The 12088-nt window shown below is 65.6% G+C and carries 15 protein-coding genes; all 15 read left to right on the top strand.

Features of this window, described 5'->3' with window-relative positions:
* Nucleotides 1–28 precede the first annotated feature (28 nt).
* The 15 genes from mlaD (at nt 29) to hisA (ending at nt 12083) form a co-directional block, all read left to right on the top strand.
* Entirely contained in the window at nt 29–529 is a 501-nt protein-coding gene (gene mlaD, locus TK49_RS00440; RefSeq protein WP_045785007.1) for an outer membrane lipid asymmetry maintenance protein MlaD, read from the top strand.
* Between the two features lie 3 nt (nt 530–532).
* Nucleotides 533–1345, top strand: coding sequence for an MlaA family lipoprotein (locus TK49_RS00435; protein ID WP_045785006.1), 813 nt, complete (start codon nt 533–535; stop codon nt 1343–1345).
* Between the two features lie 156 nt (nt 1346–1501).
* Nucleotides 1502–2134, top strand: coding sequence for an MlaC/ttg2D family ABC transporter substrate-binding protein (locus TK49_RS00430; RefSeq protein WP_045785005.1), 633 nt, complete (start codon nt 1502–1504; stop codon nt 2132–2134).
* 66 nt (nt 2135–2200) lie between these two features.
* A complete protein-coding gene (locus TK49_RS00425) occupies nt 2201–2512 on the top strand; it encodes an STAS domain-containing protein (protein ID WP_045785004.1) in 312 nt (103 codons plus the stop codon).
* Nucleotides 2513–2758: 246 nt separating this feature from the next.
* Nucleotides 2759–3715, top strand: coding sequence for an ABC transporter ATP-binding protein (locus TK49_RS00420; RefSeq protein WP_045785003.1), 957 nt, complete (start codon nt 2759–2761; stop codon nt 3713–3715).
* Nucleotides 3712–4500 carry an ABC transporter permease gene (locus tag TK49_RS00415; protein ID WP_045785002.1) on the top strand — a complete coding sequence of 263 codons (789 nt, stop codon included), beginning with the start codon at nt 3712–3714 and terminating at the stop codon, nt 4498–4500. The genes TK49_RS00420 and TK49_RS00415 overlap by 4 nt, the downstream gene beginning before the upstream one ends.
* Nucleotides 4501–4559: 59 nt before the next feature.
* The gene (locus tag TK49_RS00410) at nt 4560–4796 is read left to right on the top strand and encodes a BolA family protein (RefSeq protein ID WP_045785001.1); all 237 of its coding nucleotides are present in this window, start codon (nt 4560–4562) and stop codon (nt 4794–4796) included.
* 113 nt (nt 4797–4909) lie between these two features.
* A complete protein-coding gene (murA, locus tag TK49_RS00405; RefSeq protein ID WP_045785000.1) occupies nt 4910–6175 on the top strand; it encodes a UDP-N-acetylglucosamine 1-carboxyvinyltransferase in 1266 nt (421 codons plus the stop codon).
* A gap of 7 nt (nt 6176–6182) precedes the next feature.
* On the top strand, nt 6183–6872 hold the full coding sequence (hisG, locus tag TK49_RS00400; RefSeq protein WP_045784999.1) for an ATP phosphoribosyltransferase: 690 nt from the start codon (nt 6183–6185) through the stop codon (nt 6870–6872).
* Nucleotides 6869–8197 carry a histidinol dehydrogenase gene (hisD, locus tag TK49_RS00395; protein ID WP_045784998.1) on the top strand — a complete coding sequence of 443 codons (1329 nt, stop codon included), beginning with the start codon at nt 6869–6871 and terminating at the stop codon, nt 8195–8197. The genes hisG and hisD overlap by 4 nt, the downstream gene beginning before the upstream one ends.
* A 16-nt stretch (nt 8198–8213) precedes the next feature.
* A complete protein-coding gene (hisC, locus tag TK49_RS00390) occupies nt 8214–9338 on the top strand; it encodes a histidinol-phosphate transaminase (protein ID WP_045784997.1) in 1125 nt (374 codons plus the stop codon).
* Nucleotides 9335–9925 carry an imidazoleglycerol-phosphate dehydratase HisB gene (hisB, locus tag TK49_RS00385; RefSeq protein ID WP_045784996.1) on the top strand — a complete coding sequence of 197 codons (591 nt, stop codon included), beginning with the start codon at nt 9335–9337 and terminating at the stop codon, nt 9923–9925. Before hisC ends, hisB begins: the two co-directional genes overlap by 4 nt.
* 55 nt (nt 9926–9980) lie before the next feature.
* Nucleotides 9981–10604, top strand: coding sequence for a MarC family protein (locus TK49_RS00380; protein ID WP_045784995.1), 624 nt, complete (start codon nt 9981–9983; stop codon nt 10602–10604).
* An 8-nt stretch (nt 10605–10612) separates the two neighbouring features.
* Complete coding sequence (gene hisH / locus TK49_RS00375; protein WP_045784994.1) at nt 10613–11266, top strand: imidazole glycerol phosphate synthase subunit HisH; 654 nt, start codon at nt 10613–10615, stop codon at nt 11264–11266.
* Between the two features lie 73 nt (nt 11267–11339).
* Nucleotides 11340–12083, top strand: a complete 744-nt coding sequence (gene hisA / locus TK49_RS00370; RefSeq protein WP_045784993.1) for a 1-(5-phosphoribosyl)-5-[(5-phosphoribosylamino)methylideneamino]imidazole-4-carboxamide isomerase — start codon at nt 11340–11342, stop codon at nt 12081–12083.
* Nucleotides 12084–12088: the final 5 nt, after the last annotated feature.

Below are 12088 nucleotides of genomic sequence, written 5' to 3'. Positions count from 1 at the left end.
ATGGCGGCCGTTCAAAGAGAAAAAGATCATGCGTAAGAGCCTCCTCGATTTCTGGGTCGGACTGTTTGTGCTGGTAGGCATCGTGGCGCTGCTGTTCCTGGCGCTCAAGGCCGGCAACATGAGCGCGTTCTCGTTTGCCAAGACTTATCAGGTGAAAGCATCGTTCGACAACATCGGCGGCCTGAAGGTGCGGGCCCCGGTCAAGAGCGCGGGTGTGGTGGTCGGCCGCGTGTCGCAGATCCTGTTCGACGACAAGAGCTACCAGGCTGTCGCCGTGCTCGACATGGACCAGCGCTACCAGTTTCCGAAGGACAGCTCGGCCAAGATTCTGACCTCGGGGCTGCTCGGCGAGCAGTACATCGGGATCGAGCCCGGTGGCGACTCGGCGATGCTCGCCAATGGCAACAAGATCACCATGACGCAGTCGGCCGTGGTGCTCGAGAACCTCATCAGCCAGTTCCTCTACAGCAAGGCGGCCGATGCAGGGGCAGGCGGCACCAAGCCCGCCGGGGGCACTGGGAGTCAATAAACCATGAAAACAACAACATCCATCCGCACGCTGCGCAGTCTTGCGCTGGCCGTGGCGGCCGGCACCGCCTTGCTGGCGGGCTGTGCCACCGGCCCGAACGCCAATCCGGCCGACCCGATCGAGCCGTTCAACCGCGAGGTCTTCCGCATCAACGAAGACTTCGACAAGGGCGTACTGAAGCCGGTCGCGCAAACGTACGTTGACGTGGTGCCGTCCCCGGCGCGTACGGCCGTGTCGAATTTCTTCTCGAACGCGGGCGACGTCTACTCGGCCGTCAACAACCTGCTGCAGTTCAAGGGCACGGCTGCGCTGGAAGACACCATGCGCGTGGCCATCAACACCGTGTTCGGCCTGGGCGGCCTGATCGACATCGCCTCGGACGCCGGCCTGCCCAAACACAAGGAAGACTTCGGCCAGACGCTTGGCGTGTGGGGCGTGCCGGCCGGTCCGTACATCGTGTGGCCACTGCTGGGCCCGAGCACCGTGCGGGATACGGCGGGGTTCCTGGTCGACTGGCAACTGGATCCCCTCACTTACTTCGACGGCACGGTGACGTATTCGCTGGCCGCGCTGCGGGTGGTCGACGTGCGCGCCAGCCTGCTGGGCGCCAGCAACGTGCTCGAGGACGCCGCCGTGGATAAGTACACCTTCATGCGCGATGCGTATCTGCAGCGCCGGCGTTACCTGATCTACGACGGCAATCTGCCTGAAGACGGCGAGGGCGCGAAGGCCGATGGCGACGCGCAGGGGGGCGGCAGCGGGACGGTATCGCCGTCGCGGCGCCTCACCCCCAATTGGCCGATTTTCCGCCGCTGACGGCGGCCTTCGTAACAATGTCGCCTCAATGGTGACAAGCCGTAAAACCCGCCGGTGCAGCGCGAACTCGGCTGGAGGCCGCCTGTTCTAACGGCCAGCACAAGCGCAGCGACGACGCTGCAGGCGAAACCAAGATCACATCAGAAGGACGCGACTATGTTGAAGAAAGTTCTCCGCTCCGTGTTTGCCGGCCTCACGCTGACGGCAGCAGTGGCTGCCGCACCTGTCCATGCCCAGGAAGCGGACGCCCAGGCCACCGTCAAAGCCGCCGTGGACGACGTGCTGACCACCATCAAGAATGACCCGGAGCTGCGCAGCGGCAACATGGCCAAGGTCTTCCAACTCGTGGACGACAAGATCGTGCCGCGTGCCGACTTCAAGCGCACGACGCAGATCGCCATGGGCCGCTTCTGGAACCAGGCGACGCCGGAGCAGCAGCAGATTCAGGAGGGCTTCAAGACCCTGCTGATCCGCACCTACGCGGGCGCGCTATCGAACGTGAAGAACCAGACGGTCACGTACAAGCCGTTCCGCGCCGCGGCCGACGACACCGACGTGGTGGTCCGTTCGACCGTGAACAACAACGGCGAGCCGGTCGCCCTGGACTATCGCCTCGAGAAGACCGCCAATGGCTGGAAGGTCTACGACATCAACATCAGCGGCCTGTGGCTGTCGGAGACGTACAAGAACCAGTTTGCCGACGTCATCAGCAAGCGCGGCGGCGTTGCCGGGCTGGTCAGCTTCCTGAACGAGCGCAACGCGCAGCTCGAAAAGCGCCCGGCGAAGTAAGCGGCCTTCCGGTAGAATCGACGCAGCGGTCAAGTCTGGCCGCTGTTTCTTTTTCTGACTTCGACCATGTTGACCTTGTCCGGCCCGCTGACCCATCGCGAAGCGCCGCGCGTTCTGCGCGAGGGCGAGGCGCAGCTCGGCCGGGCGCGCGAGGCCGGCATGGCAGCCCTGCGTATCGACTGCGCGGGGCTGTCGCAGGTCGACTCCTCCGCCGTGGCGGTCCTGCTGTCCTGGCAGCGGACGGCCCGGGCGCACGGCATCGCGCTCGATATCGCAGGCGCGCCGGAAGCGCTTTCCAATCTTGCGACGCTCTACGGCGTCGAATCCCTGCTGGCGATGGCGCCGGCAGCCGCAACCCACCCTCACGTACGACATTGAGGCGGCGTCCGGTGCGAGGCGCGGGGTCATTCCCGCCACCCGACATCGCGATGCCGCGCTCCGCGCCGGGCGCCGCGTGCGTTCCGGGCATCCGGCCGGCGCCGTTTGCCGCGCCGCAGTCTCTTGGTGCAGTTCCCCTATAATTCTGGGTTTGTCGCTCTGCCGCCGCCGCGTGTGGCACCCGGGCCGCGGTCGCCACGTCGACCTGCGAGCCGGATATGCGCAGGGTAGTTCACTTTGTCGGCCATGAAAGCCATCGAAATCGCTGACGTCCGCAAGCGCTACAAGTCGTTGCAAGCGCTCAAGGGCGTGAGCCTGTCTGTCGAGCAGGGCGAGTTTTTCGGCCTGCTTGGCCCCAACGGCGCGGGCAAGACCACGCTGATCTCCATCCTCGCCGGGCTGAATCGCGCGGACTCCGGAAGCGTGCGGGTGCTCGGTCACGACGTCGTCTCCGACTACCGCACGGCGCGCCGCAAGCTCGGTGTGGTACCGCAGGAACTGGTGTTCGACCCGTTCTTCACGGTGCGCGAGACGCTGCGCCTGCAGTCGGGCTATTTCGGCCTGACCAAGAACGACGACTGGATCGACGAGGTCATGGCCAACCTGGACCTCACCAGCAAGGCCGACGCCAACATGCGTGCGCTTTCGGGCGGCATGAAGCGCCGTGTGCTGGTGGCGCAGGCATTGGTGCACCGTCCGCCTGTCATCGTGCTGGACGAGCCCACCGCCGGCGTGGACGTCGAACTGCGCCAGACGCTGTGGAAGTTCATCTCGCGCCTGAACCGGGAAGGCCACACGGTCGTGCTGACTACGCACTATCTCGAAGAGGCCGAGTCCCTGTGCGACCGCATTGCCATGCTCAAGTTTGGCGAGGTGGTGGCGCTCGATCGCACGGCCAATCTGCTGTCGCAATTTGCCGGTCTGCAACTGGTGCTCAGCTTCTCGCGCGGTGCGCTGCCGGCTTCGCTCGAAGGCCTGCGCCTGCCCGGCAACCATGGCGAGCGCGGCGTGCGCTTGCGCCTGTCGGGCTACGGCGAGGTCGAGCAGATCCTCTCCACCTGCCGTCAGGCAGGCTGCGAGATCGACGACATGGAAATCGCCAAGGCCGACCTCGAAGACGTGTTTGTACAGATCATGCGCCGCGAGGGTGGTATCCCTGCCGTGCCGCAAACGCCCGAAACCGCGCTGGAGCCCGCCGCATGAACGCCATCCCCGAAAGCCTGCCGGGCCGCTGGGTCGGCTTCCGCACGCTGCTGTACAAGGAGGTGCTGCGCTTCTGGAAGGTGAGCTTCCAGACCGTGGCCGCGCCGGTGCTGACCGCGCTGCTGTATCTGCTGATCTTCGGCCACGTGCTGGAAGACCGGGTCAAGGTGTTCGACCAGCTGAGCTACACCGCCTTCCTGGTGCCGGGCCTGGTGATGATGAGCGTGCTGCAGAACGCGTTTGCGAACAGCTCGTCGTCGCTCATCCAGTCGAAGATCACCGGCAATCTCGTGTTCATCATGCTGCCGCCGCTCTCGCACTGGGAGATGTTCGGCGCGTACGTGTGTGCGTCCGTCATCCGCGGCCTGGCCGTGGGCGCGGGCGTGTTGCTGGTGACGACGTGGTTTGCGCACCTGCACTTCGCGCAACCGCTGTGGATCATCGTGTTTGCCGTGCTGGGCGCGGCGGTGCTCGGCACGCTCGGACTGATTGCCGGCATCTGGGCCGAGAAGTTCGACCAGCTCGCGGCATTCCAGAACTTTCTGATCGTGCCGGCCACCTTCCTGGCGGGCGTGTTCTACTCGATTCATTCGCTGCCGCCGTTCTGGCAGGCGGTGTCCCACGCCAACCCGTTCTTCTACATGATCGACGGCTTCCGCTACGGCTTCTTCGGCGTGTCCGACGTGCCGGTGGCGACGAGCCTCGGCGTGATGCTGATCGCGCTGGTCGTGGTGGGGGGGATTGCCCTGCACATGCTGCGCACGGGCTACAAGCTGCGCCATTGACGCGTCGATAACAAAACGAACGACGCTCACCCTAACGTTTTGCAGGAGAAGGGACGGCCATGTTGCCCACACCCGAACAAGTCAAGCAGTACATCCAAACCGGCCTGCCGTGCGAGCACCTCGAAGTCGAGGGCGACGGGCAGCATTTCTTTGCCACCATTGTCAGCGCGCAGTTTGAAGGCAAGCGTCTGATCCAGCGCCATCAGCTCGTGTACGCGGCGCTGGGCGACCGCATGCGTGCGGAAATCCATGCGTTGTCCATGAAGACGCTGACGCCGGCGGAGTGGAAATCCTGATGGCCGAGCTCGATCCCACGGCTGTTGTCGCTGATCCCGATTCCGCTGCTGTTTCCGCTGCTGTTCCCGATTCCGCGCTCGCAGAGCGCCCCGCACGACGAGACGTCTCGCTCATGGACAAACTGCTGATCGAAGGCAATGGCCCGCTGTCGGGCGAAATCCGTGTCTCCGGCGCCAAGAACGCTGCGCTGCCCATCATGTGTGCTGCGCTGCTGACGCCCGAGCCGCTGGTGCTGCACAACGTGCCCAACCTGCAGGACGTGCGCACGATGCTCAAGCTGCTCCGGCAGATGGGCGTCGAAGGCACGCAGAACGGCCACGACGTGACGCTCGACGCGGGCACCATCCACACGCCGGAAGCCCCGTACGATCTCGTGAAGACCATGCGCGCCTCGATCCTGGTGCTGGGGCCGCTCCTGGCCCGCTTCGGCCACGCACGTGTGTCGCTGCCGGGCGGCTGCGGCATCGGGGCGCGTCCGGTCGATCAGCACATCAAGGGCCTGCAGCAGATGGGGGCCGAGATCGTCATCGAGCACGGCTACATCGAAGCCAAGCTGGCCAACGGCGCCAAGCGCCTGCGCGGCGCGCGCATCGTCACCGACATGGTGACGGTCACGGGCACTGAAAACCTACTGATGGCCGCCGCACTGGCCGATGGCGAAACCGTGCTGGAAAATGCCGCACGCGAGCCCGAGGTGACCGACCTTGCCAACCTGCTGGTGAAGATGGGTGCGCGCATCGGGGGCATCGGCACCGATCGCCTGGTGATTCAAGGTGTCGAAGCGCTGCGCGGTGCGCAGCACACCGTGATCGCCGACCGCATCGAGGCCGGCACCTTCCTGTGCGCCGTGGCCGCCGCCGGCGGTGACGTGACGCTGCGCGACGTGCCGCCAGGCATCCTCGATGCGGTGCTCGACAAGCTGCGCGAGGCGGGCGTGACGCTCACCACCGGGGAGGACTGGATCCGCGTGCAGATGACCGGCCGCCCGAAGGCCGTGAGCTTCCGCACGTCCGAGTACCCGGCGTTTCCGACCGACATGCAGGCGCAGTTCATGATGCTCAACGCCATTGCCGAAGGTTCGGCGACGGTGACGGAGACCATCTTCGAGAACCGCTTCATGCACGTGCAGGAGCTCAACCGCCTGGGCGCCAACATCGTCATCGAGGGCAAGACGGCGGTGGTGACCGGCGTCGAGCAACTGTCGGGCGCGACCGTCATGGCGACCGACCTGCGTGCCTCCGCGAGCCTGGTGATTGCCGGCCTGGTGGCGCAGGGCGAGACGCTGGTCGATCGCATCTATCACCTCGATCGTGGCTACGACCGCATCGAAGACAAGCTCTCCGCCGTTGGCGCCAAGATCCGCCGTATCCAGGGTTAAGCCCGCCATGAACGCATTCCAGTCCGCTTCCAACCAGCTCACGCTGGCGCTCTCCAAGGGGCGCATCTTTGAAGAGACGCTGCCGCTGCTGAAGGCGGCCGGCATCGAGGTGACCGAAGACCCGGAAACCTCGCGCAAGCTGATCCTGCCGACGTCGGACCCGGCGCTGCGCGTGATCATCGTGCGGGCCTCCGACGTGCCGACGTATGTCCAGTACGGTGCCGCAGATTTCGGCGTGGCCGGCCGCGACGTGCTGATGGAGCACGGGATGGCGGGCCTGTATGCGCCCATCGATCTGAACATCGCCCGCTGCCGCATGTCGGTGGCGGTGCCCAAGGGCTTCGATTACGCCAATGCGGTGCGCCAGGGGGCGCGCCTGGCCGTGGCGACGAAGTATCTGAATACCGCGCGCGAGCACTTCGCCAAGAAGGGCGTGCACGTCGACCTGATCAAGCTGTATGGCTCGATGGAGCTGGGCCCGCTGGTGGGCCTGGCCGACGCCATCGTCGACCTGGTCAGCACGGGCGGCACGCTGCGCGCGAACAACCTCGTCGAGGTGGAGGAGATCGTGCAGATCTCGTCCCGGCTCGTCGTCAACCAGGCTGCGCTGAAGTTGAAGCGCGAGCGGCTGGCGCCGATCCTCGACGCTTTTGACCGCGCCTCCGCCCAGGGCGAGCGCGTTGGGGAACCCGCATGAGCCTGACCATCCGTAAGCTGGATTCGGCCGACGCCGGATTCGCGGCGCAACTGCGCCAGGTACTCGCCTTCGAGGCGAGCGAAGACGAAGCCATCGACCGCGCCGCGGCGCAGATCCTGGCCGACGTGAAGGCGCGCGGCGACGCCGCCGTGCTGGATGCCACGCGCCGCTTCGACCGCATCGAAGCCGAGAGCCTGGCGGCGCTGGAACTGTCGCCCACCGTGCTGCAGGCCGCGCTGGACGGCCTGGAACCCAAGCGCCGCGCCGCCCTGGAAGCCGCGGCTGCTCGCGTGCGCGCCTACCACGAGAAGCAGAAGCTCGAGTGCGGCACGCACAGCTGGGAATATGCCGAAGCCGATGGCACGGTGCTCGGCCAGAAGGTCACGCCGCTGGATCGCGTGGGCATCTACGTGCCGGGCGGCAAGGCTGCGTATCCCTCGTCGGTGCTGATGAACGCGATCCCGGCACGCGTGGCTGGCGTCAAGGAAATCATCATGGTGGTGCCGACGCCGGGCGGCGTGCGCAATGACCTCGTCCTGGCCGCGGCCTGCATCGCTGGCGTGGACCGCGTCTTCACCATCGGCGGCGCGCAGGCCGTGGGGGCGCTCGCTTACGGTACGGAGACCGTCCCCGCCGTCGACAAGATCGTCGGCCCTGGCAACGCGTACGTGGCGGCCGCCAAGCGCCGCGTGTTCGGCACCGTGGGCATCGACATGATCGCCGGCCCGTCGGAAATCCTCGTGATCTGCGATGGCACGACCGAACCGGATTGGGTGGCGATGGACCTGTTTTCCCAGGCCGAGCACGACGAGCTCGCGCAGTCGATCCTGCTGTGCCCGAGCGCTGAGTTCATCGCGCAGGTGGAGGCCAGCATCACCCGCCAGCTCGAAGACATGCCGCGCCGGAGCGTGATTGCCCAGTCGCTGTCGGGCCGTGGTGCGCTCATCAAGGTGCGCGACATGGAAGAGGCGTGCGACATCGCCAACGACATCGCGCCCGAGCATCTGGAGATCTCCGCCGAGAACCCGCGCCAGTGGGCCGAGCGCATCCGCCACGCCGGGGCGATGTTCCTCGGCAAGTACACGAGCGAATCGCTGGGGGATTACTGCGCGGGGCCGAACCACGTGCTGCCGACCTCGCGCACGGCGCGCTTCTCGTCGCCGCTGGGCGTGTACGACTTCATCAAGCGCTCGAGCCTGATCGAGGTCAGCGAGGCCGGTGCGCAGATGCTGGGGGAGATCGCTGCCGAGCTGGCCTACGGCGAGGGCCTGCAGGCGCATGCCCGCAGCGCCGAATACCGCTTGCAACGCGCCGCATCCGAATAACATCCGACGCCTCACCATGACCGCCACCGCTCCAGCCCAGCCCACCCTTGATGATCTGCTCGCCCGCATCGTGCGCGACGACGTTCGCGCCATGGGCGCGTATCACGTGCCCGACGCGACCGGCATGGTCAAGCTGGACGCAATGGAGAACCCGTACCACCTGCCGGCGATGCTGCGCGAAGCGCTCGGCAAGCGCCTCGCAGACGTGGCGCTCAACCGGTACCCCGTGCCCACGGCCGATGCGCTCAAGGCGCAGCTCAAGCGCGTGATGCACGTGCCGGCCGGCGCCGAAGTGCTGCTCGGCAACGGTTCGGACGAGATCATCAGCCTGATCGCCATTGCCGCGGCCAAGCCGGGCGCGACCGTGCTGGCACCGGTGCCGGGGTTCGTGATGTATGCAATGTCGGCGCAGCTGCTGGGTCTGAACTTTGTCGGCGTACCGCTCAGGGGCGACCTCACGCTGGACCGCGAAGCGATGCTGGCCGCCATGGCCGAGCACCAGCCCGCGGTCATCTACCTGGCCTATCCGAACAACCCGACCGGCAACCTGTTCGATGCCGCCGACATGGACGCCATCATCCGCGCTGCACGCGGTCCGGTATGCCAGAGCCTGGTCGTCGTCGACGAGGCGTACCAGCCGTTCGCGCAGCACAGCTGGATGCCGCGCCTGACGGACTTCGACCACGTGCTGGTCATGCGCACGGTGTCCAAGCTCGGCCTGGCCGGTATCCGCCTCGGCTATGTGGCGGGGCACGCCAAGTGGATTGCCGAACTGGACAAGGTGCGGCCGCCCTATAACGTGAATGTGCTGACCGAGGCCACAGCCCAGTTCGTACTCGACCACGTCGATGTGCTCGATGCCCAGGCAGCGACCCTGCGCGCCGAGCGCAGCCGCCTGATGGAAGCGTTGTCTGCGCAGCCAGGCGTGACGGTGTTCCCGAGCGCGGCCAATTTCATCCTGCTGCGCGTACCGGATGCCGCAGGGCTGTTCAATCGGCTGCTCGATCGGCGGATTCTCATCAAAAACGTCAGTAAAATGCACCCGTTGCTGGCCAACTGTCTGCGCGTGACGGTCAGCAATCCCGAAGAAAACGCGCAATTTCTCGATGCGTTTGCCGCATCGCTGCAGGAAGCCCCATGAGCCGCCGTGCCGAGGTCACTCGCAACACCTCCGAAACGCAGATCCGCGTCGCCCTTGATTTGGACGGCACGGGCAAGCAGACGCTGAACACCGGCGTCCCCTTCCTCGACCACATGCTCGACCAGATCGCCCGTCACGGCATGGTCGACCTGGACATCTCGGCCACCGGCGACACCCATATCGACGATCACCACACCGTGGAAGACGTCGGCATCACGCTGGGCCAGGCCGTCGCCAAGGCCATCGGCGACAAAAAGGGCATCGTGCGCTACGGCCACAGCTACGTGCCGCTGGACGAAGCCCTGTCGCGCGTGGTCATCGATTTCTCCGGCCGTCCGGGCCTGGAGTTCCACGTGCCGTTCACGCGCGCGCGCGTCGGGAATTTTGACGTGGACCTGTCCATCGAATTCTTCCGCGGGTTCGTCAACCATGCCGGCGTGACGCTGCATATCGACAACCTGCGCGGCGTCAACGCGCACCACCAGATCGAGACTGTCTTCAAGGCCTTTGGCCGCGCGCTGCGCATGGCGGTCGAGATCGATCCGCGCGCAGCCGGCACGATTCCGTCGACCAAGGGCGCCCTGTAAATCACTGCGTCGGCCTGGCCGCGCCTACCCGACTCCAAAACCGGCCGCCGATCCGATGGATCTCACCAAGAGTTTTTTCTCGCTGCTCGCGCTGATCAACCCGATCGGCGCGATCCCGTTCTTCATCAGCCTGACGGAGAGCCAGACCGACGAAGAAAAGCAGCGCACGATCCAGGTCGCGGCGATTTCCGTGGCCATCGTGATCGGCCTGTCGGCCTTGCTGGGCGAGCAGATCATCAGCTTTTTCGGGTTCTCGGTCGGTTCACTGCAGGTGGGCGGCGGGATCATCATGCTCATGATCGCGCTGAACATGCTCAATGCGCAGACGAGCCGCACCAAGGCCACCCCCGAAGAAGAAGATGAGGCCGGCGCCAAGGCCAGCATCGCGGTCGTGCCGCTGGCGATTCCGCTGCTCACGGGCCCGGGCTCGATCAGCACCGTGATCGTCTATGCGGGCAAGACCCGGCACTGGTGGGAGCTGTTTCTCCTGGTGGGCGTGGGCGCGGCGATCGCGGCCGTGGTCTGGATCGTGTTGCGCGCCGCCGAGCCCATCGCGCGCGTGATTGGCCGCACCGGCATCAATGTCGGCACGCGGCTGATGGGCCTGATCCTGGCGGCGCTGGCGGTGGAATTTATCGTTGATGGGCTGAAAACCCTGTTGCCCGTCCTTCGGGCTTGAGTGAAGTCATGACTAAGATCGCAATCGTCGATTACGGCATGGGCAATCTGCGCTCCGTGGCGCAGGCCCTCATGGCCGTGGCTCCCGAGGCGGATGTGCGCATCAGTGCGCAAGCCGACGAAATCCGCGCGGCAGACCGCGTGGTGCTGCCGGGGCAGGGTGCCATGCCCGACTGCATGGCTGCGTTTGACCAATCCGGACTGCGCGACGCCGTGCTGGAGGCTTCCCGCACCAAGCCGATGCTGGGCGTGTGCGTGGGCGAGCAGATGCTGCTCGAGCGCAGCACCGAAGCGCGCGTCGGCGAGCAATACACGCCCGGTCTCGGCCTGATCAAGGGCGACGTGATCCGGTTCGATCTCGACGGGCAGTTGCAGCCGGATGGTTCGCGGTACAAGGTGCCGCAGATGGGCTGGAACCGCGTGCACCAGAGTCGTGCCCACGCCCTCTGGGAAAGTGTGCCCGATCAAGCTTATTTCTATTTCGTGCACAGCTACTACGCGCAGCCCGAAAACGCCGAAGAGTCGGTTGGAGAGACCGAATACGGCGTGCGGTTTACCTGCGCCATCGCCCGGGATAATATTTTTGCCACACAGTTTCACCCGGAAAAAAGTGCGCAGGCCGGCCTGCAGATCTACCGGAATTTCGTGCACTGGAACCCGTGAGTCGGCCTCGCTATCGTCGTTGCTGCAACCGAACCCCGTTTACCTCCACCCCCTCAACTTTGTCGTTACGACTATGCTGCTCATCCCGGCCATCGACCTGAAGGACGGTCAGTGTGTGCGCCTCAAGCAAGGCGATATGGACCAAGCCACCGTGTTCTCGGAAGACCCGGCCGCCATGGCGCGGCATTGGGTCGAGCAGGGCGCCCGCCGGCTGCACCTTGTCGATCTGAACGGCGCCTTCGTGGGCAAGCCGCGCAACGAGGCCGCCATCAAGGCCATCATCGCCGAGGTCGGTGACGAGATTCCGGTACAGCTCGGCGGCGGCATCCGCGACCTCAATACCATCGAGCGCTGGCTCGACGACGGCCTGTCGTACGTCATCATCGGTACGGCGGCCGTCAAGAACCCGGGCTTCCTGCAGGATGCCTGCACCGCATTCGGCGGGCACATCATCGTCGGGCTCGATGCCAAGGACGGCAAGGTGGCGACGGACGGCTGGAGCAAGCTGACCGGCCACGAAGTCGCAGACCTCGCCAAGAAATACGAGGACTACGGCGTCGAAGCGATCATCTACACCGACATCGGCCGCGACGGCATGCTGCAGGGGATCAATATCGATGCCACCGTCAAGCTGGCGCAGTCGGTCACCATTCCCGTGATCGCCAGCGGCGGTCTGTCCAACCTGAAGGACATCGACCACCTGTGCGCGGTCGAAGAGCATGGCGTGGAGGGCGTGATCTGCGGCCGCGCCATCTATTCGGGCGACCTGAACTTCAAGGAAGCGCAAGCCCTCGCGGACAAACTCGGCGCGGCATAAGCCGC

It is taken from the genome of Ralstonia mannitolilytica, assembly GCF_000954135.1.
Taxonomy (GTDB): domain Bacteria; phylum Pseudomonadota; class Gammaproteobacteria; order Burkholderiales; family Burkholderiaceae; genus Ralstonia; species Ralstonia mannitolilytica.
The sequence above is the reverse complement of the archived record's forward strand: the minus strand, read 5'-3'. Positions and strand labels throughout refer to the sequence as shown.

Coding starts and splice junctions, on each gene's coding strand:
- mlaD (WP_045785007.1), top strand. CDS start 29: ATGCGTAAGAGCCTCCTCGATTTCTGGGTCGGACTGTTTGTGCTGGTA.
- TK49_RS00435 (WP_045785006.1), top strand. CDS start 533: ATGAAAACAACAACATCCATCCGCACGCTGCGCAGTCTTGCGCTGGCC.
- TK49_RS00430 (WP_045785005.1), top strand. CDS start 1,502: ATGTTGAAGAAAGTTCTCCGCTCCGTGTTTGCCGGCCTCACGCTGACG.
- TK49_RS00425 (WP_045785004.1), top strand. CDS start 2,201: ATGTTGACCTTGTCCGGCCCGCTGACCCATCGCGAAGCGCCGCGCGTT.
- TK49_RS00420 (WP_045785003.1), top strand. CDS start 2,759: ATGAAAGCCATCGAAATCGCTGACGTCCGCAAGCGCTACAAGTCGTTG.
- TK49_RS00415 (WP_045785002.1), top strand. CDS start 3,712: ATGAACGCCATCCCCGAAAGCCTGCCGGGCCGCTGGGTCGGCTTCCGC.
- TK49_RS00410 (WP_045785001.1), top strand. CDS start 4,560: ATGTTGCCCACACCCGAACAAGTCAAGCAGTACATCCAAACCGGCCTG.
- murA (WP_045785000.1), top strand. CDS start 4,910: ATGGACAAACTGCTGATCGAAGGCAATGGCCCGCTGTCGGGCGAAATC.
- hisG (WP_045784999.1), top strand. CDS start 6,183: ATGAACGCATTCCAGTCCGCTTCCAACCAGCTCACGCTGGCGCTCTCC.
- hisD (WP_045784998.1), top strand. CDS start 6,869: ATGAGCCTGACCATCCGTAAGCTGGATTCGGCCGACGCCGGATTCGCG.
- hisC (WP_045784997.1), top strand. CDS start 8,214: ATGACCGCCACCGCTCCAGCCCAGCCCACCCTTGATGATCTGCTCGCC.
- hisB (WP_045784996.1), top strand. CDS start 9,335: ATGAGCCGCCGTGCCGAGGTCACTCGCAACACCTCCGAAACGCAGATC.
- TK49_RS00380 (WP_045784995.1), top strand. CDS start 9,981: ATGGATCTCACCAAGAGTTTTTTCTCGCTGCTCGCGCTGATCAACCCG.
- hisH (WP_045784994.1), top strand. CDS start 10,613: ATGACTAAGATCGCAATCGTCGATTACGGCATGGGCAATCTGCGCTCC.
- hisA (WP_045784993.1), top strand. CDS start 11,340: ATGCTGCTCATCCCGGCCATCGACCTGAAGGACGGTCAGTGTGTGCGC.